The following is a 26,605-nucleotide window of genomic DNA, read 5'->3' on the forward strand; positions in this document are numbered from 1 at the left end:
CGCGCGGTCAGGGGAAGGAGACGACGGTCGAGGGGATCGTCTCGGTGCCCGAGGTGGGCGCCCCGACGTCGTTGATGACGTGGTCGAAGTGGCCGTTGCCGCCGAGCGAGACGGTGAGCAGGCTGTGGAACTTCACGCCGGGCTTGACCGGGGCCTTGAAGCCGTGGGCCTGACGGATCGTCGGGTCGACGTTGTAGTAGCAGTAGCTGCCGAGTCCCCAGCCCTCGTGGGTGGTGACCGAGTCGTCGACCCGGTAGGCGGCGTACCCCTTGGTGGAGCCGTTCTGGATGGCGGCCTGGTTCGGGGCGTCGTAGGCCTTCTCGTTCTGGAAGAAGATCGTGCGGCCCCGCTCGCCGTACCACTCCACGTCGTACTTGTTGAAGTGCTCGACGAACAGGCCGGTGGCGAGCACGTCGTCGCCGTTGACGCGGACGCCGTAGTCGGCACGGTTGGTCTCCCAGCCGACGCCCTCGCCGTGGTCGGCGCGCCAGACCCAGGTGTGGTCGATGATCGTGTCGTCGCTGTTGACCACCATGCTGGTGGTCGCCTTGCCGGCGCCGGCGCCACCGATGCGGATGTAGACGTCCTGCACGGTGGTGGGGTTGGCGGCGTGGTCGGCGGAGGCGTTCTGCGGGCCGACTTCCAGGAGGGTCGGGGAGTTGACGGGTCCGGCGTCGATGAGGAAGCCGGCGAGGCGGACGCCGTCGACGTCGCCGACGCGCATCGCGGTCACGCCGTTGTCCGGGATGATCGTCGCGAGGCCGAGACCCAGGACGATGGTGTCGGCCCGGTTGATCTCGATGGTGCGGTCGACGTGGTGGACGCCCGGGGTGAAGAGCAGGTGCAGGCCTTGGGCGACGGCCGCGTTGATCGTGGCGGCGGTGGCGCCGGGCTTGACGACGTAGAACCGGCTGAGCGGGATCGACGTCCCCTGCGGGGTGCCGTTCGCCCAGGTGGTGCCGCGCGCGTTGGTCCGCTTGGCGGGCGCGAAGACCTTGAACTCCCCGCCCTCCCAGAAGAGGAAGGGCTTCTCGCGGGAGACCGGGGTGGTGTCCAGGGTGGTGTAGCGGGGTTCGGGGAAGCTGGTGGCGGGTGCGCCCTCGACACCGGAGAAGACCTGGTTCCAGACGGAGTTCGACCAGCCGCCGATGGCACTGTCGCGCGTGTACCACTGCTGCTGCGAGTAGTTGCCGATCTGGCCGTCGACCTTGCTGTCGGCGATGTAGCCGCCACTGGCCCAACCGTAGCCGTTGGGCGCCAGGTTGAGGCCGCCCTTGACGTGCATACGGCGGAAGGAGGCGGCCTGGGAGACCGCCCACCGGTTGGTCCCGCTCACCGGGTTGAGGGCGAGGTTCTCCGCGGAGCGCCAGAAGTTCTGGGTGGCGTTGCCGTTGAACCAGCCCGCGTCGACGGTCACGTCACCGTTGATCGAGGTGTCGTCGGGGCGCAGGCCGAGGCCGGCGATCTGGGTGTAGAAGCCGATTTGCGCGTTGAGCCCGTTGTACGTGCCGGGCTTGAAGAGGAAGGCGTGTCGGCCGCTGCCGAACTGCGCGGACTCCTGCTGCCGGAAGACCTCGTCCAGCTTGGCCTGGATGCCGGGCGTGGACGGGTCGAAGACATGCACGTTCGGCCCGAGGTCGCCGCCGCCCGGGATCACCGGGCCGCCGTCGGTGCCGTACACCTGGAACTCCCAGAGCGAGTAGCCGTATCCGGTCGCCCGGGTGACACCTTGCAGGCGGACGTAGCGTGCCGTGCCGGAGACCGGGACGACCTCCGTGCCGCCGGCGCCCGTGGTCGTGGAATGGGCGGTCGTCCAGTCGGTGCCGTTCGTGGACAGCTCGATGCGGTACGCCTTGCCGTACGCCGCCTCCCAGCGCAGTTCGACCCGGGCGAGCGCGGTGGGGGCGCCGAGGTCGACCTGGAGCCACTGGTTGTCGGAGAAGGCGCTGGACCAGCGGGTGCCGAGGTCGCCGTCGACGGCCGCGGCCGCCGCGGTGCCGCCCTGCTCCACGCTGGAGGCGGTGACGGGCTTGCCCTGCGAGACCGGCAGGGGCGCAGCCTGCGCGCCGGTGGCCGGGGTCAGCGCGAGCAGCGCGCCGGCCAGGGCGGTGGCCACGGCGGCGGCGATACCGCGCCGGGCGGGCGCGGATCCGACCACGGGTCGGCGTCGCCGTGAGGTGAGGGGTGGGTGGTGCCCAAGGGGAGACATGCGGGGCTCCTTGTAGGGAACGGAAGCGGGAGAGCGCTCTCCGACACCCTGCACGGCCCCGAATCTGACGGTCAATAACTCTGACCGCGCTTTTCTTTCGACTTGCCTTAAGTCGGAGCGCTTGTAAGGAGCGACTCCGCGTGAAGCAGCCGACGGCCTCCCGCCGAGCGGGACTCGGGGCACCGGAATGCGGAGGGGCGCGGCGCGTTAGGGTGCGACGGTGGGCAGACGGGGACCGACGCTGGAAGACGTCGCGCGCGAGGCCGGGGTGTCGCGGGCGACCGTGTCGCGGGTGGTGAACAGGGTCCGCAACGTGGACCCGGGCATCCAGGAAGCCGTCCTGCGCGCGATCGACCGGACCGGCTACGCCCCCAACCTGGCGGCCAGGTCGCTGGTGACCCGGCGCACCGAGGCCGTCGCGCTGATCCTGTCGGGTGCGGGCGAGACCTTCACGGCCCGGGTCTTCTCCGACCCGTTCTTCGGACGGGTGGTGGACGGGGCGCTGGGCTTTCTGCGCGCCCGCTCCGTCCATCCCGTCCTGCTCCTCGCGGAGTCCGGGGCGGCCAGGGAGCAGGTCGTCTCCTATCTTCGCCAGGGCAGCGCCGACGGCGCCCTCGTGGTCTCCGTCCAGGCCGACGACCCGCTGGCCGGGATGCTGGCGGAGGCACGGGTTCCGGCGGTGCACTTCGCGCGCCCCGCCGGGCCGCCGCAGGTGAGTCACGTCGACGTCGACAACGCCGAGGGCGCCCGCCTGGCGGCCGGGCACCTGCTCGCGCGAGGGCGCCGGCGGATCGCGACGATCTGCGGCCCACCGGCCCTGCCGGCGGCGCGCGAACGGCTGCGCGGGTTCCGCGAGGCCCTCCTCCGGGCAAGGATCTCCGATGCGCCGGCGGTCGAGGGGCACTTCACCGTCGAGAGCGGCGCCACGGCGATGGCCCGCCTGCTGAGCGAAGTCCCGGACCTGGACGGCGTGTTCGCCGCGAACGACCTGATGGCCCAGGGCGCGTGCCAGTACCTGCGCGAGCTGGGCCGGACGGTCCCGGGTGACGTCTCCGTGGTCGGTTTCGACGATTCGAGCGCGGCGGTGGCCTGTCGGCCGGCCCTGACGACCGTACGACAGCCGGTGGAGCGGATGGCGGCGGCGATGGCGGAGCTGCTGACCGAACATCTCCAGGGCGTGCGGACGGAGCCCGCCTCGCTGGTGTTCGCGCCCGAGCTGGTCGTACGCGACTCGTCCTGAGCCGCGCGTGTTGCGGGGCAGGCCCCGGGGACAGGCTCCCGCCCCCCGGCGGGGGCCTGTCCCGAGGTCGCGGACCGGCCGGACGGTGACGCCGTCAGGCCGTCAGGTCCCGGTGGGCGCGGATGATGTCCGCGTACCTGAGCCCGCTCCCCTTCATGGTCCGCCGCTGTGTGGCGTAGTCGACGTGGACGAGGCCGAAGCGCTTGTCGTAGCCGTAGGCCCACTCGAAGTTGTCCAGGAGGGACCACGCGTAGTAGCCGGCGAGCGGCGCGCCCTTGCGGACGGCGCGGGCGCAGGCGGCCACGTGTTCCTCCAGGTACGCGGTCCGCTCGGGGTCGTCGACCGTTCCGTCCGGGCCGACGCGGTCGGGGAAGGCGGAGCCGTTCTCGGTGACGTACAGGCGGCGGGCGCCATAGTCGTCGGTGAGCCTCATCAGGAGCGCTTCGAGCCCGTCGCCGTCGATCTGCCAGTCCATGCCGGTGCGTGGCACGTCCGGCAGGCGGACCTCGCGGGCGTACGGGACGGGTCCGGTGGGGTCGTCGGTGACGGTGACCGGGAAGTAGTAGTTCACGCCGTGCCAGTCCAGCGGGGTGGCGATCGTGGTGAGGTCGCCCGGCCGCTCGGGCAGCTCGACGCCGTAGAGCTCACGCAGGTCGGCGGGGAAGCCCCGGCCGTACACGGGGTCGAGCCACCAGCGGTTGGTGTGGCCGTCCATGCGGGTGGCGGCCGCGATGTCCTCGGGCCGGGTGGAGGCGGGCGCGACGGTGGAGTGGTTGGTGACGATGCCGACCTGGGCGGCGGGGGCGGCGGCGCGGACGGCCTCGGTGGCGAGGCCGTGGCCGAGGAGCAGGTGGTAGGAGGCTCGTACGGCGGCGGTGAGGTCGGTCAGGCCGGGGGCCATGCGCCCTTCGAGGTGGCCGATCCAGGCCGAGCAGAGCGGCTCGTTGAGGGTGGCCCACTGGGTGACGCGGTCGCCGAGGCGCTCGGCGACGATGCCTGCGTACCGGGCGAAGTGCTCGGCGGTCGGCCGCTCGGCCCAGCCCCCGCGGTCCTGGAGCGCCTGGGGCAGGTCCCAGTGGTAGAGGGTGACCGAGGGGGTGATCCCGGCGTCGAGAAGGCCGTCGACGAGCCGGTCGTAGAAGTCGAGCCCGGGGGCGTTGAGGGGGCCGTCGCCGGTCGGCAGGACGCGGGGCCAGGCGATCGACAGGCGGTAGGCGTCGACACCGAGTTCGCGCATCAGGGCGATGTCCTCGGGCCACCGGTGGTAGTGGTCGCAGGCGACGTCGCCGTGGTCGCCGTTGTCGATGGCGCCCGGCGTGTGGGAGAAGGTGTCCCAGATGGACGGACCGCGGCCGTCCTCGGCCACGGCGCCCTCGATCTGGTAGGCGGAGGTCGCGGTGCCCCAGGAGAAGCCGGCGGGGAAGGCGCCCAGGTCGAGCGTGTGGGCGTCGGTGGAGTCGGACACGGAGGACCTCTCTGACATGGGAGACAGCTGGGGGTACGGGGCGAACGAGCGGTGCGGGGACGTCACTTGACCGCACCCGCGGTGAGGCCGGCGACGAGGTAGCGCTGGAGGAGGAGGAAGCCGGCGACGACGGGGACGCTCACGACGAGGGAGGCGGCCATGACCTGGTTCCAGTACACGTCGTTCTGGGTGGCGTAGCCCTGGAGGCCGACGGCGAGGGTACGGGTGGTGTCGTTGGTCATGACGGAGGCGAAGAGGACCTCGCCCCAGGCGGTCATGAACGCGTAGACGGCTACGGCGACGATGCCGGGCAGGGCCGCCGGGACGATCACCCGGAAGAGGGCGCCGAGCGGTCCGCAGCCGTCGACCTTGGCCGCCTCGTCGAGGTCCCGCGGGATCGAGTCGAAGTAGCCGATCAGCATCCAGATGGAGAACGGCAGCGAGAAGGTGAGGTAGGTCAGGATCAGCCCGCCGCGCGAGCCGAAGAGCGCGATCCCGGTGGCGTTGCCGATGTTGACGTAGATGAGGAAGAGCGGCAGCAGGAAGAGGATGCCGGGGAACATCTGCGTGGACAGCACGGTCACGGTGAAGACCCGCTTGCCGCGGAAGCCGTAGCGGCTGACCGCGTACGCGGCGAAGACGGCGACGACCACGGAACAGACGGTCGCCGCACCGGCCACGACGAGGGAGTTCATGAAGTAGTCGGCGAGCGGGACGGTCTGCCAGATGTCGACGTACGGACGCAGCGTGATCCCCGAGGGGAGCCACTGGAACTTCCCCGAGACGTCCTGGAGCGGCTTGAGGGAGCTGGAGACCATCACGTACACCGGCAGCAGGACGAATCCGGTGAGCAGGGTGAGGAAGATCCGCCGGGTCCAGAGGAAGGAGCGGGGCGCGGCCATCGGGGAGCGCGGCCTGTGCCGGGCTGTGCGCGGGGCGGACTCAGACATCTCCGGTCTTCCTTCCTCGGCTGGTGAGCAGCAGGTAGACGCCCGTGACGAGGAGCAGGAAGAGCAGCAGCAGGACGGACATGGCCGAGCCGGTGCCGAAGTTCCAGGTCTGGAACGAGGATTGGTAGATGTGCAGGGAGATCAGGTCGGCCGCTTCGGGCGCCGCCTTGCCGAAGAGCACGAACGGCGTGTTGAAGTCGTTGAACGTCCACAGGAAGAGCACGAGGACGAGGACCTGGTTGACGGGCCGCAGCGAGGCCAGGGTGATGTGCCGGATCTGTTGCCACACCCCGGCGCCGTCCAGGGCCGCGGCCTCGTAGAGCTCGCGTGGGATGTTCTGCAGGCCGGCCATGACGGTGAGGAAGGCGAACGGCCAGCCCTTCCAGACGGAGACGACGAGCAGGGCCCAGAAGCTGTTGTCCCCGATGAGCCAGAAGGCGGGGCTGTCGCCGATGCCGAGCTGGTCGTGCAGGACGTGGTTGATCAGGCCGTTGTCCCGCTGGAACATGAACGCCCAGGTGATGACGGCCGCGTAGACGGGCAGCGCGTACGGCACGAGGAAGAGCGCGCGCAGCACGCCTCGGCCGCGGAAGCTCTCCTGGAGGAAGACGGCGGCGGCGGTGCCGAGCAGCCAGCACAGGCCGACGGACGCGACGGTGAACAGGCAGGTCGTCACGAACGACTTCAACAGGGCCTGCCCCACAGGGGCGTTGAAGTCGATCGCGAGCGTGTAGTTGTCGAGTCCGGTCCAGGGCGCGTCGCCCCAGTTCCGGATGGTGAACTGGGTGAGCTCCTTGAAGCTCATCGCGATGCCGATGAGCATCGGCACGAGATGGACGAGGAGTTCGAGGGCGAGGGCCGGCAGGAGCAGCAGGTACGGCAGCGAGATGCGGCGCAGCCGCCCGGAGCGGCGACGCGGGGGGCGCGCCTCTCCGGGTGGGGCCTTCCGCACCGTCCGCGGCACTGCCTGGTGCGTGACGGTAGAGGTCATGAGTGGTCCGTGCCTCCTTCCGTACCTACTTCTTGGGCATCTGCTGCTGGGCCTTTTCGAGCGCGGCCTTCACCGACTCGGTGGTGACGGGCCGGCCGGCGGCGGCGTCGGCGAACAGCTCCTTGACCGCGGTGCCGACGACGGTCTCGAACTGGGACTCCTCGGGGACCTGCGGCAGGGCGGAGGCGCTGGTGGCGAGGGTGTCCCGGATGACCTTGAGGGACGGGGTGTCGAAGGCGGGGTCCTGCTGCGCCGTCTTGACCGGCGGGACGGAACCGTAGGCCTGGTTGAGGACCTTCTGCTCCTCGTCGCTGGTCATGAACTTCACGAACTTCGTGGCGCCGTCGAGGTTCTTGGTGTTCTTGAAGACGGCCATGTTGATGCCGGCGACCATGGAGTTGACGGAGGTGCCCTGGCCCGGCGCGCCGGAGGCGACGGGTGCGGGGGCGACGCCCCACTCCTCCTCGCTCATGCCCTGGGAGGCGAAGGTCTGCGACGGGGTCTGCCAGAGGACCATGGCCGTCTTGTCCTTGGCGAAGTCGCTCAGCGACTGGTTCTGGGCGTACTCCGCGTTGCCGGGCGCGACGATCTTGTGGGCGGCCATGAGGTCGACGTACTGCTTGACGGCGGCGACGGCCCCGTCGGAGGTGAAGTCGGCCTTGCCGTCGGCGGTGAAGAAGTCGGCGCCGTGCTGCTTGCCGAGGACGAAGACCTGGTGGATGTTGTTGGAGAGGTTGGAGCCCTCGACGCCGATGGCCCACTTGCCGTCCTTGCTCAGGCGCTTGCCGGTGGCGGTCAGCTCGTCCCAGGTCGCCGGCGGCTTCTCGATGCCGGCGTCCTTGAACATCTTCTTGTTGTAGTAGAGCGCGTAGGCCATGGAGTAGAGCGGGACGGCGGCCGGGTCCTGGCCGGGGACTCCGGTGGAGCCGAGTGCCGAGTCGACGAAGCGGTCCTTGCCGCCGATCTTCGCGAAGGCCGCGTCGTCCCAGGGCAGCAGGGCTCCGGTGGACTGGAGCGAGGCGCTCCAGGTGTTGCCTATGTTGAGGACGTCGGGGCCTTGGCCGGAGGTGGTGGCGGTGAGGATCCGGTTGAGCAGGTCCGACCAGGGCACCACTTCCACCTTGACCTTGATGCCCGTCTCCTTCTCGAACTTGTCGAGTTCGGGCTGCAGGACCTTCTTGTCGACCTCGATGCTGGAGCCCTGGTTGGAGGCCCAGTACGTGAGCGTCTTCGGCTGGGAGTTGGAGCCGGAACCGCCGGAGGTGCCGCCTCCGCAGGCGGCGGCGGTGAGGACGAGGGAGAGGGTGACGGCACCGGTGACCGCGGCTCTGATTCTGCGCATGGCTCCTCAAGGCCCTTTCGGGGAGTGACGGAGTCCGAGGGGGAGGCGGAGCGGGCAGAACGTCCCACGCTCGCCCCGAGCGCCCTCCCGGCTTAATTTAGGACGTGAGTTAAATGCCGAGAGAAGGTCGCGTCAAGGGCCCCGACAGGGGTATCTTGCGATCAGACACTTCAGGAACAGGGGGCAGAGTGCGCGCGAAGAGCAGCCGTACGGTGCGTGACCTGCGGCGGGAGAACCGCACGGCGGTCCTGCAACGATTGTATTTCGACGGGCCGCAGAGCCGTCTGACGCTCGGCCCGGCGACCGGCCTGAGCTCCGGCTCGGTCAGCAACGTGGTCGGCGAGCTCCTGGCCGAGGGCCTCGTGGAGGAGGCCGGCAGCGTCGACTCCGCGGGGGGCCGCCCCCGCACCCTGCTGCGCGTCAGCCCGGGCAGCGGCTGCATGATCGGCATCGACGTGGGCGAGACCCGCATCCGGGTGGAGCTGTTCGACCTCGCCCTGACCGAACTCGCGCGCGTGGAGCGCCCCTTGTCGACGGACGGCCCGGGCCCGCACGGCCGGTACGAGGTCGGCATCGTGGTCGGCCACGTACGTGACGGGATCGCCGAGGTGCTGCGCGCGGCGGACGTGCCCGCGGAGCGGCTGCTCGGCGTCGGCATCGGTGTCCCCGGCATCATCGCGCACACCCCCGAGGAGGGTGCCGTGGTGCACGGCCAGACCACGGGCTGGGACGCCGTGCCGCTGGAGCGGCTGCTCCGGGAGACCGGCGCGGTGCCCGAGAGCGTGCCGTACTACATCGACAACGGCTCCAAGACGCTCGGCCAGGCGGAGATGTGGTTCGGCGCCGGTCGCGGTGTCGCCGACGCGGTGGTCGTGCTCTTCGGTTCGGGTGTCGGCGCGTGCGTGATCGGCGAGGGCATGGGGTCGGGCCGGGCGATCGAGTGGGGCCATCTGACGGTGCGGGTCCGGGGGCGCCGCTGCCGCTGCGGCTCCCAGGGCTGCCTGGAGGCGTACGCGGGCGCCGAGGCGCTCCTGGAGCGCTGGCGCGAGGCGGGCGGCAGGCCGCCGACCGGGGCGGACGAGGAGACGGCGCTGACCTCGATGCTCGCCGCGGCCTACCCTCCGGAGGGCTCGGGCACCGAACCCGACGCGACGGCCCTGGCCGTCCTTGAGGAGACCGCCGAGTACCTGGGCGCCGGCTTCGCCGACCTGATCAACCTCTTCCAGCCCGAACGCATCCTCGTCGGCGGCTGGGCGGGCCTCCAGCTCGGCTCCCGCTTCCTGGAGACGGTCAAGCCCCACGCGGCCGCCTTCGCCCTGCGCTACCCGGCCGGCCGGACCCGGATCGAACTGGGCACCCTGGGCCCGGACGCCGTCACCGTGGGCGCGGCGATCCTCCCTCTGGAGGCCTTCTTCGCCCGAGGCGGCCGCCGCACGGAAGCCCCACCGGAGAACCCCGTCCCCACCTGGCAACCGGCCCTCCAACACCGCGCGACACCCTGACCTCGGGCCACCGTTCCGCGCGGCACCAGCGCGTGGCGAGCCGCTCCAGCAGGGTGGCGCTCGGGCCGGCAACGACCTGGACGGCCGGCGCGAGCTGACCGCCCGCGTCGGCGACCGCTGCCAGCTCACCGGTACAACCAACTGATCCGGATCGAGGAGGAGTTGGGCGACTCGGCGCGCTTCGCGGGCCGTTCCGCGCGGCGTCGGGCGTGAACGGCGGGCAGAGGTGGGTCCGGCGCCTCGGGCGGCGCTTCGCCCGTCTCCTCGCCCGGTGTCCCGGTCGCTGTCCCGGGCGGCGCCTCGCCCGGCGCTTCGCCCGTCTCCTCGCCCGGTGCCTCGATCGGCGTCCCGGGCGGCGCCTCGCCCGGCGCCTCGGTCGGCGCCCCGGGCAGACCGGGCAGACTGTCGGGAATGAACGAGATCGTCCCGCCCGCAGGTGACGCCGGCCGCGACGGAGACCGCTGGCTCACCCCGGGCGTCAAGGGCATCGGTTCCGCCAGTCTCCTCGCCGATGTCGGCCATGAGATCCCCACCGCCCTGCTGCCGTCCCTGCTGACCTCCCTCGGCGCGCCCGCCGCGGCGCTGGGCGTGATCGAGGGGGTCTCCGACGCCCTGGCCGGCGTGGCACGGTTCGGCGGCGGGGCCCTGGCGGACGATCCGTCCCGGCGTCGCAAGGTCGCCGTCGGCGGCTACACCGCGACCGCCGTGCTCGGCGCCGCGACCGCCGGGGCCACCTCGGTCTGGCAGGTCGGGCTGCTGCGAGCCGCGGCCTGGACCGCCCGGGGCCTGCGCGTCCCCGCCCGTAACGCCCTCCTCGCCGACATCGTTCCGCCGGCGGCGTACGGACGCGCGTACGGCTTCGAGCGGATGATGGACAACCTGGGCGCGATCTTCGGTCCGCTGCTCGCCCTCGGTCTGGCCGCCTGGCTCGGAGTCGACTGGGCCATCGGCCTCTCCGTGATCCCCGGCCTGCTGGCCGCGGCCGCGATCGTCTACGCGATCCGCCGGGCGCCCCGCCCCACCAGCCGGGTCAAGGTGCCCGTCAGGATCCGGATCAGACCGGTCCTGCGAGGCGACCTCGGCAGGCTCACGGCCGCGGTGGCGGCCTTCGAGGTCGGCAACGTGGCGGCGACCCTGCTGATCCTGCGGGCGTCCGAGCTGCTCGCGGTGGAGCACGGCGCGAAGACCGCGACGACGATCGCGCTCGGCCTGTACACCGCGTACAACCTCGCCGCCACGCTCGCCTCCGTCCCGGCCGGCCGGCTCGCCGACAGGCTCGGCCGCCGCGGGCCGGTGGTCGTCCTCGCCGGCGGCGTCGCCTGCCTCGCCCTGGCCTACGGGCTGTTCGTCGTCGACACCGCCGCCGTCGCGTTCCTGGCCGTCCCGTTCGTCCTGGGCGGGATCGGCATCGGCGCGGTCGAGACGGCCGAGCACTCGGCCGTCGCGGTCCTCGCCCCCGCCGACCTGCGCGGCTCCGCCTTCGGCATGCTCGCCGCCGTCCAGTCCTTCGGCAACCTCGCCGCCTCGGCCCTCGCCGGCGTCCTCTGGACCGCCTTCTCCGCCGGCGCGGCCTTCGCGTACCTCACCGCGTGGATGTTCGTCGCGCTGGCCGGACTGACCGTCACCTCCCGTGGGATCGGGCGGTGACGGCACGGGTCACAGGCCGGCCACCAGGCGCCCGGTGTAGCCGACCATGACGGTCCAGAACAGGCCCGTATAGCCCCGCTCACCGATTCTCGTGTTGAAGCGTCTGCCGAGGAAGGTCGCGAGGAACATCAGCGGCACGCACACCAGGGCGACCAGGTAGTCCCCGCCCGTCAGCAGCGCGGCATCCGTCCAGACGGCGGTCTTCGTCACGTCCCCGACGAGCGAGACCAGGGAGAGCGCGCCGACGAGGTGGAGGCGGTCCAGGTCGAGGCCGCGCACCGCGAGCCCCTTCAGGGGACCGGACGTACCGCTGAATCCGGACGTCGCACCCGAGGCGAAGGCCAGCAGCGGGGAGCCGGCCCGCCGCCAGCGGGTCAGGTCGAACGCCTCCACCAGGAACGCGGCGGCGAAGCTCGCGATGACCGCGAGCGTCACGGCCCGTTCCGGGGCGGAGACGAGCAACTTGGCCCCCAGGAAGGCCCCCGCGGCGACCAGCACGATCACGACCGCGGCCTTGCGGAAGGGAAGCGTCGCCCGGTAGGCGAAGACCTTCACCAGGTTGTTGGCGGCGAGGAGGAGGGCCGCGAGCGCCACCCCGGACTTGGTGCCGAGAACCAGCGCCAGCGTGGGGACGAGGATCAGACTGCCTCCGAACCCGGCGGAGGCGGACAGGAGGAACGCGGCCGCCACCGCGACGAGGACGACCGGCATCAGAAGCGGATCCATCGCTGCTCGCCTTACGGGATCGTCGACAGGTCGATCTGGAACATCCCGCGACCGTGGGTCACGCAGACGAGCACCTCGTCCATCCAGAACAGGTCGTCGACCGAGCAGTTGGTCGGGCCCTCGTTCGTCGGCGACCAGCTCGCCCCGGCGTCCTCACTGGCGAACAGCCCCACCTCGGTGCCGCAGTAGAGCAGGTCCGTCAGGCGCGGATGCACGGCCAGGGCCCGGATCGGGGCGCGCGGCAGAGCGGTGGCGAGGTTGGTCCAGGCCGCTCCGGCGTCCGTGGTCACCCACAGGTTGCCGCGCTCGTACCCGCCGAAGGTGACGTAGGCGGTGTCCGGGTCCGTCGGGTGCACGGTGATGCCGGTGCAGTAGCGCCGTGGCGTGAGCGGACTCGGCCCCGTCGCACCGACGCGCGCCCAGGTCGGCGTCGTCGCGGTGCCGTTGGCGGTACGGAAGACCATCCCGTCCTCGTGGCCCACCCACACCACGTCCGAGTCGCCGCGCGCCACCGCGATCGCGCTGATCAACGCGCCCGCGCCGGGCTTGATCGCCCGCCAACTCGGCCCGCTCGACGGGGTGTTGGGCTTCTTGGCATCGTTGGTCCGCCACAGCGACAGGCCGCCCGCCAGGATCCGGTTCTCGTCGTTCGGATCGAGCACGAACGGTGCGATGAAGAGCGACGCGTTCTCGCTCTTCGCGTCCTGGATGCGGAAGGGCAGCGGCTTCCAGGACCACTCACCCGTCGCGAAGTCGAAGAACTGTCCGCTGATGTAGCGGTCGCCCCGCGTGTCGTCGCTGGTGGCGCCGTCGGTGTTGCGGTGGATGTTGAGGAAGACGTACTCGCCGTAGAACACGTCGGGGTCGGTGGGGTCGGCGGCGCACCAGCCGCCGTCGCCGCCGAAGAACTCCCGCCAGTCCTGGGTGCCGAGGGTGGGGTCGAAGACGAGCGAGCCGTTGTCCTGCGCGCCGCCGATGATCTTCCCGCTGCCGGGGTGTCCCGCACCGGCGTAGAACTGCGTCACGCCGTAGTCGTTCACCAGCTCGGTCCAGCCGTTCACGAACGGGGGCTCCGACTCGGTCCCGACGACGGCCAGGTCGTCCGCCCTGAACACACCGCCGTCGTTGCCGAAGAACACGGTGCGGTTGGTGACCCCGTCGTACGCGGGATGGGCGACGATCGCGTGCTGGTCGGCGTGGACGGAGGTGGGCTCCCACCAGGTGCTGATCTCGGCCAGATGGTCGCCGCCGTCCCGGCTGCGGTACAGGTTGACGCCGCCGGCGATCACCAGGTCGGAGTCGGTCGGGTCGCCGGCCCAGATGGTGTTGTCGTACCAGCCCTGTTCGCTGAGGTACTCCGACGGCGAGCCGTCCGGGGCCAGCGTCTCCCTCTTCTTGTACGAGGCTCCGCCGTCCTGCGACCGCCAGATCTGGCCGGTGGTCATCTGCACCGACGCGTAGACGATGTCCGGGTCCTTCGCCGCGTACGCGAGCTCGACCCGGCCGGTCCACGGGCCGCCGGCCGCGAGGTTCCAGGTGAGACCCCCGTCCCGGCTGAACCAGGCCGCGCCGTCGCGCAGCGCCCCGGCGACCGCCTTGTCGCTGTCCTGCGGATCGAACCGGACGTCGCCGAGCGGGTGGGCGAGCACCTTGCTCCAGGTGGCCCGCGCGGGATCGGCGCTGCGGAAGAGGCCGGTGGAGGTGGACGCGAGGAGGACCGTTCCGTCCTGCGACACCGCGAGCCGGCTCACGAACTGGAAGTCCGGGGTCTGGGTGGCCGCGATCGGGGCCCAGGCGACCGCGTCGGTGGTGCGGAAGATGCCGTTGCCCCGGATGGCGTCGAGGTTGTGGAAGGCCTCGCCGGTCCCCACGTACATCGTGGACGCGTCGGACGGGTCCATGGCGATGCAGCCGCAGGCGAGGTTCTCCAGGAAGTCGTCGACCGGTGCCCATCGGGCACCGCCGTCCTCGGTGTGCCACACCCCGCCGCCGGCGCTCACGGCCCACATGCTGTCCGGATCCGCCGGGTCGATCACGATGCCGCGGGTCCGGCCGCCGATGTTCCCGGGGCCGAGCCAGACCCAGTTGGCCAGCTGCATGCCGGCCGTCGGGGCCGGACCGGCCCGGCGAGGTCGGCCGTTCAGACCGGTCGGCACACCGGCGGTCATGGGCGGCGCCTCGCGTGTCAGCAGGCTCTCCGCCTGCGCGTAGGCGGCGCCCAGACCGTGCGGCCGGACGTTTCCGTCGTCTCCGCGCTCCTGCTTGAGGCGGAAGAGCCCGCGGGCAGTGGGCAGGTCGGGGAAGTCGAGGCGCAGCAGGGCCCGCCGTACCGCGGCCTCGGGCAGGGCCGCGAGCGTCTCGTTCGTCGTACCGCGGGAGCGGCACAGCGACTGGACCTGCGCGACGCTGATGTTCTTCGACTGGGCGACTTCTTCGTCTGAGATGGCCATGGTGGCACCCCGATCGGGATGAGTCGGTGCGGTGGGGTGAGAGCGCCTCTAGGGCCGGAGCCTGGGCGCCCGCCTCGGGGTCGCGCGGTCCAGTTCCACCTCCCACGCGAGCGTGCCGGTGCGGGGATCCGCGGCCCTCAGGACGACGGCGCCCGAGTCGGGGTGGAGGAGGAGTTCCATGCGTTTGTCGCCGACCATGCTCTGGTCCAGTACGGCGGGCTGCTGGCCGGACGGAGCCGCCGGTGGTACGGGGGGTGGTACATCGGCGTCGGCCGTCTCCGGGAGCGCCTCCGCCCCGGCTTCCGTCTCGGGGAGCACTTCGAGCGAAGGCGTGCCCGCCAGACCGACCCGCAGGGCTCCGTGCGACGCGCGCCGGGACTCCTCCAGGACGCGTGCGCTCGGGGCGGCTCCCCCGCGATACCAGGTCCGGACGACCCAGCGGAGCACCACGGCGTCGTCGGCCGCCTCGGTCCGCAGGGTGAAGTCGCGGGTGTCGTCGAGGGTGCAGCGCGCCCACGGCGGCAGGTCGACCGGCGCCGAAGTCCAGCGTTCCTCGCCGGTCGCGGCGTCGAGCACCACGACCACGAGCGTCGGCGAGGGGCTGATCCGCAGGGCCACGACCGCACCGGCGAGCAGCGCGCAAGGTCGCAGGCTGGGCCCGCGGCGCCACAGCAGTGCGCCGTTCTCCAGGTCCAGTGCCATCAGCGCACCTTCGTGATCGTGTACGACGGCCTGCCGGCCGCGCGCGTCGACCACGCCGCGCGGAACTCTCGCCATCCGGGGCTCCCAGGTGGGCGTCTGCGTTGCGGGAACGCCGATGCGGGATCACGGGCCGGGGCCGTGAGGCGTGCGAGCCGCCCGACGCGACCAAGAAGGTCAGGGGCCCGACCGTGGGCCGCGGCGCCCTTTCATCGTCCCCCCGGCCGGGGAGGGCGGCAAATGGATCTGCCCCGCCCTCCCGCCAGTTGACGCATACACCACTTCGGACGGGGGCGGCGGCGCTGTCCGGCCACCCGGTGCAGCCGAGGGCGAGCTGACGGCGCGTAAACCGAAGGACGACCCCGTCGTCGTCGAGGACCCGCGACGGTACGGTCTCCCGGTCATCGCTGTTCGTCGCGGAGCTCTTCCGTCGCCTCCGGCAGCGACAGGGCGAGCTCCACGATGTCTTCGGGAGTCATGGAATGTCCTTCGTCAGGGAGTCGCCGGTCGACCGGGCGTCACTCCTTCTCGCCGGCGGCGCTGATGCGGAAGGGCTGGCCGGAGGGGTCGAGCAGTACGGCCCAGTGCGTGCCGCCGGGCTGGTGGGCGGGCTTGGTGGCGCCGAGTTCGACCGGACGCCGCACCGCACCTGCGGCGGTCTCGTCGTGCTGCGTCACGGCGGTCACCAGGTCTGCTTCTGGGTGACGGCGATGACGTAGCCGTTGGGGTCGGTGAAGTAGAAGAGCTTCTGGCCCCGGTGCTCCATGACGTCCTTCTGGACGTGACCATGGGGCGGACGCGCTCGACGTAGGCGTCGAAGTCGTCCACGGCGAGGTAGAACATGCCGAACGCGCCGACCGGGGTTCCCTTCAGCACGGGCAGCCAGCCGCGCAGGTGTTCGTCCCGGTAGACCATCAGCGCGAACTCACCCTCGAAGAGCAGGATGCGCAGGTCGTCGGCCGGGGCATCGCCGGCGGGCAGGGCGGTCCAGGTGGCGCCTCCCGGCTCCAGGCCAGCCGGGAGGCACCGGTTCGTCGGGGTGATGGTGTACCGGCCGGTGCCTTCCTTGTTGACCCGGAAGTCGCCGCTGCCGTGCTGGACGTTCCCGTCGCCCGCGACCGCGCCACGCACGATGCGGGTCCCGAGGAGACTGTTGCCGCCGCTCGCGTGAGCTGATCCGTATGCTGCAGCGGGACGCGCGGCCATCCACGGCCGTCGGCCGTGGATGGCCGTACCGCGGGGTGGCGTCACCGGGGAGCCACCCAGGGGGCGAACACGGGCCGGTTGTAGCGCTCGCGGCGGCGAGTTCAGGTGGCGAGCTGTTCGTGGTGGAGCAGGACCGGTGTCGGGTCGAGCAGGGCCTTCGCGGTGTCCGCGATCAGGTGGGCGGGTGTGCGGGATGTGGAGCGCACTTCGGCTCAGTGCCATCCGGAGGTCGGGCCCACAGCAGGACCGTCTCGTCGTCGAGGACGTCGCTGCCGATGCCGATGGACACACCCTCCGAACGATCTATAAGCCTCGGGTTATCGGATCCTACTGATCTTCGATGTTGATGGGTGCGCCGGGGAGCTGGAAGATCGACAGCAGGCTGGAACCGCTGCTCGGCGATCCGTGAGCGGTGCGGACTCGTACCGGTCAGTTCACACCGTCCAGCAGGCCTGCCTGCGGCCGCCGGAACGCGCCGGACCGGACGCCCATACCCCCAGAAGGAAACCTTGTGAGCCGCCAGGCGGGCCCGGCACGCCCGCGCAACCTCGTTCCTCCCACAGGAGCACCGCACATGTACGTTCTCCGAAAGCACGAGCCGCGTGTGGTCCAACACCGGCCGCAGTCGCGGCCTCGGCCGCACCTTCATTGAGGCGGCGCGGTCGCCATTCGCACCACGACCTCGCCGCGTGAGTCGTCGGCCACCCAACCCCGGCAGCTGCTGCCCCTCCTGGCGGACGTGACCAACCGTCCTGTGGCTTCGCCGCCGTCGCCGAGGCGGTCGGCTCCACATCGTGGTGAACGACGCCGGCATGCTCTCCGGCCCCCTCCTGCCGCACCGGCCTCTACAGCGCTACGCGACGACTTGATCCGCGAGGCCTTCGGCTACAGCAAGACCACGGGCGACGCTCAGCCGGCCGAGGCCGGCATCCACGGAAGGCAATCGACTTGAGGAGAGAGAGTATGAAGACAAAGGACGGCAGGGTGCCCGGTGAGCGGAACCTGATCGCCGGGATGCTGGTGGACGCGGTGGGCACGGGCATGTACGTGCCATTCAGTCTGGTCTTCTTCCAACGAATCACCGGACTGCCACTGTCGACGATCGGCGCCGTCCTGACCGTCGCCGGCCTGCTGGCGATGGGCTCCATGCCGGTCGCCGGCTGGGCCGTCGACCGATTCGGTGCCCGACGGGTGCGGCTGACTCTCTACCTGATCCGTGGCCTCGGCTTCCTGGCCTTCCCGCTCGGCACCACTCTGCCGGTCTTCGCCCTGGTCGCCACCCTCGCCGCGGCCGGCGCCCAGGCGTTCCCCGCGACCCAGCAGGCCCTGATCGGCGAGCTCGCCCAGGGGGAACACCGGGACCGGCTCATGGCACTCGCCCGGAGCATCAACAACGCCGGCCTCGGCGCCGGCGGCCTGCTCGCCGCCGGACTGGTGCAACTCGGCGGCGACCACGGATTCCTTGCAGTCGCCTGGCTGAACGCGACCACCTTCTTCGTTGCGGCACTTTTCGCGCTACGGATCAGGTCCCCCCACCCGACCCGCCCCCAGGCCGGCCGGCAGCGGTCGGGCTACCGCGCGGTGCTGCGCGACCGCCCGTACGCAGGACTCACGCTGGCGAACTTCCTGATCGCATTGGGGTATTCGGCGCTCAGCGTGCTGCTGCCGGTGTACGCCGTGAACCAGTTCGCCCTGCCCGCCTCGGTGGCCGGTCCGCTGTTCGCGGTCAACACCGCGCTCTGTGCCTTCGCCGGCGTGCCAGTTGGCAGGCTCGGCCGGCGCTTCGCCCGACGCACCCGCGTGGCCGCGGTCGGCGCCCTGGTCTTCGCCACGTCGTTTCTCGGTTACGCGCTGCTGGGCGGCATGCCCCGCCAGGGCGTGATGGTTGGCCTGGTCGGGCTTCTGATCTTGTACACGATCGGCGAACTGGTGCACAGCCCGAGCGCGGGCGCAATCTCAGTGAGCGCCGCTCCCGCTGAGGCGCGCGGCCGCTACCTGGCCACCTACCAACTGTCCTGGGCGCTGTCCCAGACCCTCGCACCCTCACTGTTCACGGGGCTATTGGTGGTCGACGGCCGGCTTCCCTGGCTGGTACTGGCGGCGAGCTCGACGGCGGGGGCGATCGTACTGCTCGCCCTTGAGCGGCGACTGCCGGCCGAGGCGGTATACACCGCAATGGTCGGGGCGATGCCGCCCACACGAGGCGAGGTCACCGAGCCGAAAAAGCTCAGTCGCGGCCGAGCGGGCTAGGTCCCGTCATCAATCCCCAGGCCCATATCAGGAGGGGTCGAAGGCCGGCGGACCGCCTCCCCTGCCGCATCGCCAGGCCCTGTTGCGGACCTCGTCGGCCCGCTCGGGAATCGTGTGCGGGATGCCGCGGCGGCGGAGCCAGGCGCGGACGCCGGACACCGCACCCCGGATCAGTTGCCTTCCCGGGACGCCCGCTCCAGTCAATACTCCTTCGCGCCGAACTGTGATCCGCGTATACTTCTCCGGCTCGACAGCCTCTGAGTTGTCGGTGGAGCAGGACACGGGGGCGTCATGGAGCTGCGGGACATCGAGATTTTTCTGGTCCTGGCCGAAGAGTTGCACTTCGGCCGGACCGCCGAGCGGCTTCGGGTCTCCCAGGCACGGGTCAGCCAGGCCATCAGGAAGCAGGAACGGCGCATCGGCGCCGCGCTGTTCGATCGCACCAGCCGCACCGTGCGCCTGACCGCCGTCGGACGCCAGCTGCGCGACGATCTGCAGCCGGTCTATGCAGGCCTCCACGAGTCCCTGGAGCGTGCCCGATTGGCCGCCCTCGGTATCACCGGAAGGCTCCGCGTCGGCATGATGCCGTTCAACGTCGTCGACCTGCACCCCTACTGGAGGGCCTTCCGCTCGCGGTATCCACAGTGGGAGCTGGAGATTCGCCAGTTGGAGTACGTCGACCCGTTCGGCCAGCTCCGTGACGACGACATGGACGTCCTCGTGGCCTGGCTGCCCGTGGAGGAACCGGACCTCACAGTCGGTCCGATCCTGTGCACGGACCGCCGAGTCCTCGCCGTGACCGCCGACCACGAGCTCGCCGAGCGAACGTCAGTGCGCCTGGAGATGTTCGCCGACTTCCAGCACGCCATGGCACCCGCCTTTCCGGATTACTGGGAGGACAGTTACCTGCCCTTCCAGACATTCCAGGGCCGGCCGATCGAGCGCGGGCGACGCCCCGTGACCAACGCGGAGGAGCTCATCAATCGGGTCGGCATGGGGGAGCTCCTCCATTGCTTTCCCCGCCATGTCACCCGGCACTGGGGTATGCCGAACATCCGCTGGCTGCCCGTCACCGACCTGGCGGACCTGTCCTTCGCTCTGGTCTGGCGGACTGAGGCGGAGAACGAGCTGATCGGCGCTCTCGCCGGCATGGTCCGCGAATTCGGCGCACGACGGTTCTGACGCGCCGCCAGGTCTCGAACGTGGACGTCCTCACCGGGACGTCCACGGTCTCGGGATTCGTTTCCTGTGGCGGTGACGGTGGCGGCGGGCGCGATGCCGGCATCAGGGTGGGGGGACCGGCTGGTGCCCATCGAGCCGGTGGTTCAGTCGCCGGCGACACGGGACACCCCGACACCACTGTCGTCTAACTCCGGCTCCGCAGTGCTGTCCAGCCCGGCTCGGATGCCCGAGTGACCCGCGCTTGGGCAGCCGGAGCCGTTCGGCCTTGCCGACCGTGGTGCGACTCCGCCAGGGGCGAGAAAGCCCTCGTGTCGCGGTGCTCCTCCCCCGCCCACGTACGGCGATAACCGTCGAGTTATCGATCACCGCACCAAACCTGTGTTGATCCAGATGGGGCTCTCACGGGAGGCTTGAGGCACCCGGGCGGGCTGGTCGTCGAGAGGGCCTCGGTTCCCCAGTCGTCCCCGCCCGGCCACCCTTCCGATGATGCCCCGCTCCGTCAGGCGTGGTATTCCGCTGTCCTGTTCCTGGAGGAATCGGTCATGGCGTCACTGCCTGGCACGGGCTCACCGGTCACCGGTCACCGGCACCAGGAGTCAGACAGACGTGCGAGACAGGTTCGACATGACCGTGACGTACGCGATGCACAACGCGCTACGAAGGGAGTTGCAGCACCTTGCCCGAGCCGCCGCCCGCCCCCATCCCGATCCCCGGAGCGTCCTGCGCAACGCCGCGGGCTGGGAGCTGTTCCGGACGGCTTTGCACGCCCACCACTCCGCCGAGGACAACGTCCTGTGGCCGTCCCTGCGCCAGGCACTCGACGGCCGCCCCCTCGACCTGACGCGCTTGGAGGCGATCGAGGCCGAGCACGCCGCGCTCGCCGCCCTGCTCGAGGCGATCGACCAGGCGCTGGTCGGTCCCGATGTCGGGCTCGACCTGTTCGGTGAGCTCACCGGCTCGCTGATCACCGGGCTACGGGGACACCTGCGCCATGAGGAGGAAGCTGTCTTCCCGCTGGTCCAGGCCGTCCTGAGCAAGGAGCAGTGGGGGCACTTCGGGCGCGTCCACACCCAGCGGATCGTGGCCGACGCGGTTCGGATCCTCCCGTGGCTCTTGGACGGCGTGGCCGAGCGGACCGTGGCCGCCGTTCTGGCGCAGCTCCTGCCGCAGCCTGCGCGCCATGCGTACGTGCACCGGTGGCAGCCTGCCTACGCGGCGCTCGATCGGTGGAGCACCCAAATCTGAGCCTCACCCGGCCCCGAGCCCTGCCTCGCCGCGATGCCGCCGACGGGGCCCGGTGTTCAACTTCGCCTTCGCCCTCGGCGCCTTGTTCGGTGACCTCGTCGCCGACGCCGCCACCCTGACCGCTGCGCTCCGGGGCGGTGCGACGGTCGCCCTGCTGACCACCCTGACCGCAGACGAAACCGTGCGCACAGCACGGGTTCGAAGTACGTCACCATGCCATCGAACGAGACGAAACGCCTCGTTCCTCACGACGGGACACGTCATGAAGGTTCTGCTCACCGGTGCCACCGGTTACATCGGCTCCGCCGTCACCGACCACCTTGCCGCCGCCGGCCACCAGGTCGTCGCGCTCACCCGGGGGCCCGAGCCGCAGCCCGGCCGGGGCTGGCACGCCCAGCTGGTCGGCGACACCGCCGACCCGGCCACGTTGACCGGCGCGGTGACCCCGGACATCGAGGCCGTGATCCACCTCGCTCCCCCGAGCGGCGACGTGGACGTGGACACCGCCGTCATCGAGGCGCTCGCCACTCCGCTGCGCGGCACCGGCCGCCCCTTCGTCTACACCAGCGGCGTCTGGGTCCTCGGTGCCACCGGCGAGGCCCAGGAGGTCGACGAGAAGACCCCGACCGACCCGATCGACATCGTTGGTTACCGCCCGCTGATCGAGCAGCGGGTGCTGGCCGAGGCCGTCGAGGGCGTACGCGCGGTCGTCGTCCGGCCTGGCATCGTCTACGGCCGCGGCGGTGGGATCCCCTCCCTTCTGGTCGACCGGGCCCGCCGACAGGGGGTGCCCGAGTACTACGGTGAGCAGGGCGTGCGCTGGCCGACCGTGCACGTGGACGACCTGGCCGAACTGTTCGTGGCCGCCGTCGAGCGGGCCGAGGCCGGCACCCTCTGGCACGGCGTCGGCGAGTCGGCCGTCCCGGTCCGTGACCTCGCCCGGGCGGCGGGCCGCGCGGCCGGAGTGCTCGCTGCCCCGCACGCCGTGTCGGTGGAGCAGGCCGCCGAGGTCTTCGGCCCGCTCTTCGCCGACGCGCTCGCCCTCGACCAGAGTGTCAGCGGCGCCGCCGCCCGTACCGCCCTCGGCTGGCAGCCCAGCCGACCGCGCGCGGTGGCCGAGCTGGTGTCGGGCTCGTACCGGCCGGTCGAGGTGTTCGGCGCCCCGGACGGTCCGGAGACGGAGACCGAGGTGGCCGCGATTCGCCGCCTGGTCGCCGAGGTCGAGCACGCCCAGCAGAACGAGCTGGTCGACCGGTTCCTGAGCGTCTTCCGCCGACAGGACCCCGTGTGGACCACCGGCCATGGCAAGCGGCTGTCGGGCTTCGAGGAGATCGCGGACTTCACCCGCAAGGTGCTGCCCGGTGCGATGACCGAGTCCACCGCCGTCTACGACGTCGAACGCGTGCTGTTCCTGAAGCCCGACGTCGCCGCGGTGAACGTCCGCCAGCAGCCCGTACGCCACGACGGCACCCGGATCACCGACCGCCCCGAAGGCCGCCCCTTCTACGTTCTGGTCAAGGAGGACGGCACCTGGCGCGTCGGCGCCGCCCAGAACACCGTCGTGGCCGGCTGACGGCCCGCACGGCTTGTGAGGCAGGACCTTCACGTGAAGCAGCGAGGAGAACATGCCATGACGGACCGGTCGATGTCCGATGAGGAACTCGCCCGACAGCCCGCCGCGTACTGGACCGGTGTCGCCTACGAGGCGCTGATCGCGTTCACCCGTGCCCGGCAGCTCGAGAAGGGCTACACCCAGCCCCAGTTCTGGCTGCTGCGCAACCTGTCGGTGAACGACATCTCGCCCGATGGCGAGGGGATGACCGTGGCCGGACTGCGCGAGGCGATGAAGTCGTACATCCGGCCCGAGGACGACCTGGAGGCGGAATCCGCGGTGCTCGAGGAACGCGGCTGGCTGAAGCGGGATGCCGAGAACCGACTGTGGCTCACGGAGGAGGGGGAGCAGGCCAGGGTGGACCTCGCACGCCATTCGCCCGCGATCCGTGCCGCCCTCCACGAAGGCATCGACGATGCGGACTACGTCGTCGCGCTGAGGGTGCTCGGTCAGCTTGTCCGCAACGCGGGCGGGACGACCCCCTGACAGGCCGACGCGCCGTGCACGCCCCCCGCCTTGACGAGGCGGCACAGGGCACGGCCGGTCGGGCGGCCCGGGCCGGAGCTGACCGGCCCGGGCCGCCCACCGCGCGAGGCGAAACGTCTCACTCACTTTCGAAGGAAGTGCCGCCCATGCCGATCAGAGAGCACGCCGACGTCGATGGTGTTCGGCTCGTCACCCGGTATCGGTCACGTGGGCCCGGGCGGCCTTCGCCGCCATCACCCGGGAACGCCGGTACGGCACCCCGGTCATTCTACGGATCCGCGGTCCGGGCTGGGGTTTCTCCTGTTCCCGGCGAACGGGGAACGTCCCTACGGGAGGGTTCATGAAGGTTCTGGTACTGGGCGCCACCGGCTATATCGGCTCCGCGGTGGTGGCGCGACTGACGCTGGACGGCCACGACGTGGTGCCCCTGGTGAAGGACGCGGCCTCGCTGCATTCGGACATGCCGGTGAGGGTTGGCGATCTGGCCGACCCGGCATCCCTGCGCGCGGCGGTCACGGACGACGTGGACGCGGTGATCAACCTGTCCACGCCGACCGGCGACGAGGCGATGGACACCGCCGCCCTGGAGGCGCTGCTCGCACCGCTGCGCGGCACCGGCCGGGCGTTCGTCTACACCAGCGGCGTGTGGGTGCTCGGCGCCACCGGCAACGCCCCGGCGACCGAGGACGCCGGCACCGACCCGATCGCGATCGTCGGATACCGGCCGCGGATCGAGCAACGGGTGCTGACCGCCACCGGGGACGACGTGCGGACGGTGGTGATACGCCCGGGCGTCGTGTACGGCCGGGACGGCGGAATCCCCGCCCTGATGACCGGCTGGGCCAGGGAGCACGGCGCGGGCCGCTACGTGGGGCCCGTCGCAACCCGCTGGCCGATGGTCCACGTCGACGACCTCGCCGAGCTGTACGTCCTCGCGACCACGAAGGCCTACCCGGGTGACCTCCTGCACGGTGTGGCGTGGGAGTCCGTCCCGGTGGCCGCGGTCGCGGCGGCCGCCGACATCGCGGCGGGCGGCATCGGCCGGGCCGAGCCGTGGCCGCTCGCGGAAGCCGTCAAGGTGCTCGGGGCCCCGTTCGCCGAGGCGCTCGCCCTCGACCAGGTGGTGTCGGGCCGACGCGCCGTCGACGAACTGGGCTGGCGGCCGAGCCGCCCGTACGTCCTCACCGAACTCACCGACATCCCCGGAGGCACCCGTGGCTGACACCACCGCCCTGACCCACCCGATCTGCCGGACCTGCGGTACGCAGTACGCGGCCCCGCGCCCCGACTGCCCCGTCTGTCTGGACGAGCGGCAGTACGTGAGGCCCGAAGGCCAGGAGTGGACGACTGTGGCCGCATTGCGCGAGGAGGGCCACACCGGCCGCTTCGAGGAGGAGGGGCCCGACGTACTCGGCATCGGTATCACCCCGCAGTTCGCGATCGGCCAGCGCGCGCTGCTCCTGCGCACCGCCGCCGGAAACGTGCTGTGGGACTGCCTGCCGTACCTCGACGACGCCATGGTGCGGGCCGTCGAGGAGCTCGGCGGCATCGACCACATCGCCATCAGCCACCCGCACTTCTACTCCACGATGGTGGAGTGGGCGCACGCCTTCGACGCGCCGGTCCATCTGCACGAGGCCGACCAGCAATGGGTGGGCCGCCCGGACCCGGCCGTACGGTTCTGGAGCGGACGCACGCTCCAGCTCACCGACGAGGTCACCCTCATCAACCCGGGCGTGCACTTCCCGGGCAGCGCGGTGCTGCACTGGAGCGCGGGCGACGGGGCGCTCTTCACCGGCGACGTGGTCAACGTCTGTCCGGACAACCGCTGGGTGACCCTCATGTACAGCTACGCCAACCACATCCCCGAGCGCCCCCAGGCCGTCCGCGCGGCGGCGGACCTGCTCGCGGGCTACCGCTTCGAGCGGATCTACGGCGCCTGGTGGCACCGGGTGGTCACCGCCCACGGCAACGAGGTCCTGGCCCGCTCCGTCGAGCGCTACCTGCGCTTCGAGAAGGGCGAGGTCCCGGGTGCCTGACACCCGTGGAGGGAGACGCCGCCGGAGCCCTGCACGACGACGGTCTCGCCGGGCCCCGGTCCCGTCCCGTCACCGGTGAGCGCGCCCACGCGGTGACCGCCACACACGGCGGGGTCGCCGCTTCCTCGTCCGACAGGTGCGCCGGGGTGGCCACCAGCGAGTCCGCGTCGAGCACCGCGAACTCCGTGAGCAGGCCGTCCACCGAGCCGCCACGCTGTGCGAGGTGCTCGACGGCGAACGGGCCGTCCTGCCAGGAGGGGAAGAGCGAGGCGGCCACGCGGTCGCCGACGCGGACCGTGTCGGCACCCGGGCCGACCGCGACGACCTCGCCGGCCCCGTCCGAGAGGGGGACGGCATCGGGCTTGACCGGCACGTAGGTCCCGTCGAGCACCATGAGTTCGCGAAAGCTCAGGGACGTAGCGCACCGCCACCAGAGCCTGGGCTGGCACAATCACGCCGTGACCGCCTCCGCCGGCCCAGTTCGGTCTCGCCGATGAAGGCGGAGCCGCTGGACAGGCATGACGGGCTCGGCGTCCCCGTCCGTCGACGCCTTGACGTACCTCGGCACCCTCGGCTTCGCCGCGCTGCTCACGGCTCTGGTCACACTGATTCCCGGCCGCCTCGCCCTCGCGGGCCGCCCCGCGGACGTCATCGGCTCCCGTACATAGCGCGGCAGCGGTGTTCCGGCGGGAGCACAGGAGGCCGCCCCAGTGATGGCGGCCGCCAGGGTGAGGTGCGCGGGTGCTGCGAGTACCGTGATCCTGTGGATCAGAAGACCAGCTTTCCGCCCCGCCCGCTCCGAGGTGTGCGCGCCGTGTACGCCCGGCAGGCAGGGTGCCCGTCGGACTTCGCGGACGTCACCGTGGACTTCGAGCCGTGGGAGGAAGGCGTCGTCTTCGAATCGTCTGCCGATCTGGCCATCCGCGGCGACGCGACCCCGGAGGAGGCGGCCGAGTTCCAGGCCGCGGTCGCCGACGGCATACGCGAGGAGCTGGCCGCGCTGGAGACCGGGACCACGGTGACGGTGGCCGTCGTCCTTCGCGCCATGGGAATCCATGCGGTGGACTCCCACCCGAGGGCGTTCCACCACGCAGGGCGGCTCGCCCTCCGCAACGCCCTCGCCCTCACCCGCCGCTAGCCAGGCCCAAGTGATCCCCGTCGTCGCCGGAGAGCTGAGCGAAGGGGCACCGTGAACGGTGCACGGCCGACTGCGGCATCCTTCGGCCCAAGCGCCACAGACGTCGATCCTGTTGGCCGCCGTCGAGACCGGTCGACAGCCTGCTGGTCGCCAGGCTGAGGCAGGGCCTTCGGCAGGTCTACGCGGCCGCCCCGACGGCTGCCTCCCCCTACCACGACCGGTCGAA

At 71.4% G+C, this 26,605-nt stretch carries 21 protein-coding genes and 2 pseudogenes; 13 read left to right on the forward strand and 10 right to left on the reverse strand.

What is annotated here, in order from left to right; translation table 11 throughout:
* Positions 1–7: 7 nt before the first annotated feature.
* Complete coding sequence (locus ACWF79_RS01835; protein ID WP_453726066.1) at positions 8–2,209, reverse strand: discoidin domain-containing protein; 2,202 nt, start codon at positions 2,207–2,209, stop codon at positions 8–10.
* A gap of 220 nt (positions 2,210–2,429) precedes the next feature.
* Here ACWF79_RS01835 and ACWF79_RS01840 point away from each other — a divergent pair, with 220 nt between their 5' ends.
* The gene (locus tag ACWF79_RS01840) at positions 2,430–3,449 is read left to right on the forward strand and encodes a LacI family DNA-binding transcriptional regulator (protein ID WP_453726067.1); all 1,020 of its coding nucleotides are present in this window, start codon (positions 2,430–2,432) and stop codon (positions 3,447–3,449) included.
* A gap of 94 nt (positions 3,450–3,543) precedes the next feature.
* Here ACWF79_RS01840 and ACWF79_RS01845 read toward each other — a convergent pair whose 3' ends face one another.
* From ACWF79_RS01845 to ACWF79_RS01860, 4 genes are read right to left on the reverse strand one after another with little or no spacing between them, the layout of a single operon-like run.
* A complete protein-coding gene (locus tag ACWF79_RS01845; protein ID WP_453726068.1) occupies positions 3,544–4,932 on the reverse strand; it encodes a GH1 family beta-glucosidase in 1,389 nt (462 codons plus the stop codon).
* Between the two features lie 44 nt (positions 4,933–4,976).
* On the reverse strand, positions 4,977–5,816 hold the full coding sequence (locus ACWF79_RS01850) for a carbohydrate ABC transporter permease (RefSeq protein WP_453726167.1): 840 nt from the start codon (positions 5,814–5,816) through the stop codon (positions 4,977–4,979).
* A 40-nt stretch (positions 5,817–5,856) separates the two neighbouring features.
* Positions 5,857–6,855: a carbohydrate ABC transporter permease gene (locus ACWF79_RS01855; RefSeq protein ID WP_453726069.1), complete on the reverse strand. Its 999-nt coding sequence runs from the start codon at positions 6,853–6,855 to the stop codon at positions 5,857–5,859.
* A gap of 25 nt (positions 6,856–6,880) precedes the next feature.
* Positions 6,881–8,197, reverse strand: coding sequence for an extracellular solute-binding protein (locus ACWF79_RS01860; protein WP_453726070.1), 1,317 nt, complete (start codon positions 8,195–8,197; stop codon positions 6,881–6,883).
* A gap of 188 nt (positions 8,198–8,385) precedes the next feature.
* Between ACWF79_RS01860 and ACWF79_RS01865 the strand changes: the two genes are divergently transcribed.
* The 3 genes and pseudogenes from ACWF79_RS01865 to ACWF79_RS01875 all read left to right on the forward strand — a co-directional run bounded on the left by ACWF79_RS01865 (position 8,386) and on the right by ACWF79_RS01875 (position 11,346).
* On the forward strand, positions 8,386–9,699 hold the full coding sequence (locus ACWF79_RS01865; protein WP_453726071.1) for an ROK family protein: 1,314 nt from the start codon (positions 8,386–8,388) through the stop codon (positions 9,697–9,699).
* A 63-nt stretch (positions 9,700–9,762) separates the two neighbouring features.
* Positions 9,763–9,912, forward strand: a pseudogene (locus ACWF79_RS01870) (hypothetical protein); the annotation flags it as partial.
* A 198-nt stretch (positions 9,913–10,110) separates the two neighbouring features.
* The gene (locus tag ACWF79_RS01875) at positions 10,111–11,346 is read left to right on the forward strand and encodes an MFS transporter (RefSeq protein ID WP_453726072.1); all 1,236 of its coding nucleotides are present in this window, start codon (positions 10,111–10,113) and stop codon (positions 11,344–11,346) included.
* A gap of 9 nt (positions 11,347–11,355) precedes the next feature.
* On the opposite strand, the gene ACWF79_RS01880 is transcribed toward ACWF79_RS01875, so the two are convergent.
* The 4 genes and pseudogenes from ACWF79_RS01880 to ACWF79_RS01895 all read right to left on the reverse strand — a co-directional run.
* Complete coding sequence (locus tag ACWF79_RS01880) at positions 11,356–12,072, reverse strand: TSUP family transporter (protein ID WP_453726073.1); 717 nt, start codon at positions 12,070–12,072, stop codon at positions 11,356–11,358.
* Between the two features lie 11 nt (positions 12,073–12,083).
* Entirely contained in the window at positions 12,084–14,522 is a 2,439-nt protein-coding gene (locus ACWF79_RS01885) for a WD40/YVTN/BNR-like repeat-containing protein (protein WP_453726074.1), read from the reverse strand.
* Positions 14,523–14,570: 48 nt separating this feature from the next.
* Entirely contained in the window at positions 14,571–15,224 is a 654-nt protein-coding gene (locus ACWF79_RS01890) for a hypothetical protein (RefSeq protein WP_453726075.1), read from the reverse strand.
* A 515-nt stretch (positions 15,225–15,739) separates the two neighbouring features.
* A pseudogene (locus tag ACWF79_RS01895) lies at positions 15,740–15,928 on the reverse strand (VOC family protein); the annotation flags it as partial.
* A gap of 1,462 nt (positions 15,929–17,390) precedes the next feature.
* On the opposite strand from ACWF79_RS01895, the gene ACWF79_RS01900 reads away from it, so the two are divergent.
* From ACWF79_RS01900 to ACWF79_RS01930, 7 genes are all read left to right on the forward strand, one after another.
* Positions 17,391–18,677, forward strand: coding sequence for an MFS transporter (locus ACWF79_RS01900; RefSeq protein ID WP_453726076.1), 1,287 nt, complete (start codon positions 17,391–17,393; stop codon positions 18,675–18,677).
* Between the two features lie 291 nt (positions 18,678–18,968).
* Positions 18,969–19,859, forward strand: coding sequence for a LysR family transcriptional regulator (locus ACWF79_RS01905; RefSeq protein WP_453726077.1), 891 nt, complete (start codon positions 18,969–18,971; stop codon positions 19,857–19,859).
* Between the two features lie 606 nt (positions 19,860–20,465).
* Positions 20,466–21,104 (forward strand): hemerythrin domain-containing protein, encoded by a 639-nt coding sequence (locus tag ACWF79_RS01910; RefSeq protein ID WP_453726078.1) that lies wholly within the window; start codon positions 20,466–20,468, stop codon positions 21,102–21,104.
* A 262-nt stretch (positions 21,105–21,366) separates the two neighbouring features.
* Positions 21,367–22,677, forward strand: coding sequence for an SgcJ/EcaC family oxidoreductase (locus ACWF79_RS01915; protein ID WP_453726079.1), 1,311 nt, complete (start codon positions 21,367–21,369; stop codon positions 22,675–22,677).
* 57 nt (positions 22,678–22,734) lie between these two features.
* The gene (locus ACWF79_RS01920) at positions 22,735–23,202 is read left to right on the forward strand and encodes a MarR family transcriptional regulator (protein ID WP_453726080.1); all 468 of its coding nucleotides are present in this window, start codon (positions 22,735–22,737) and stop codon (positions 23,200–23,202) included.
* A gap of 340 nt (positions 23,203–23,542) precedes the next feature.
* Positions 23,543–24,424, forward strand: a complete 882-nt coding sequence (locus ACWF79_RS01925) for an NAD-dependent epimerase/dehydratase family protein (protein ID WP_453726081.1) — start codon at positions 23,543–23,545, stop codon at positions 24,422–24,424.
* On the forward strand, positions 24,417–25,241 hold the full coding sequence (locus ACWF79_RS01930; RefSeq protein WP_453726082.1) for an MBL fold metallo-hydrolase: 825 nt from the start codon (positions 24,417–24,419) through the stop codon (positions 25,239–25,241). Before ACWF79_RS01925 ends, ACWF79_RS01930 begins: the two co-directional genes overlap by 8 nt.
* Here ACWF79_RS01930 and ACWF79_RS01935 read toward each other — a convergent pair.
* The gene (locus ACWF79_RS01935; RefSeq protein ID WP_453726083.1) at positions 25,159–25,635 is read right to left on the reverse strand and encodes an alcohol dehydrogenase catalytic domain-containing protein; all 477 of its coding nucleotides are present in this window, start codon (positions 25,633–25,635) and stop codon (positions 25,159–25,161) included. The two genes, ACWF79_RS01930 and ACWF79_RS01935, sit on opposite strands and share 83 nt — an antisense overlap.
* A gap of 124 nt (positions 25,636–25,759) precedes the next feature.
* Between ACWF79_RS01935 and ACWF79_RS01940 the strand changes: the two genes are divergently transcribed.
* Entirely contained in the window at positions 25,760–25,909 is a 150-nt protein-coding gene (locus ACWF79_RS01940; protein ID WP_453726084.1) for a hypothetical protein, read from the forward strand.
* Positions 25,910–26,004: 95 nt separating this feature from the next.
* Positions 26,005–26,379 (forward strand): hypothetical protein, encoded by a 375-nt coding sequence (locus ACWF79_RS01945; RefSeq protein WP_453726085.1) that lies wholly within the window; start codon positions 26,005–26,007, stop codon positions 26,377–26,379.
* Positions 26,380–26,605: the final 226 nt, after the last annotated feature.

Source organism: Streptomyces sp. NPDC054975 (assembly GCF_053609105.1).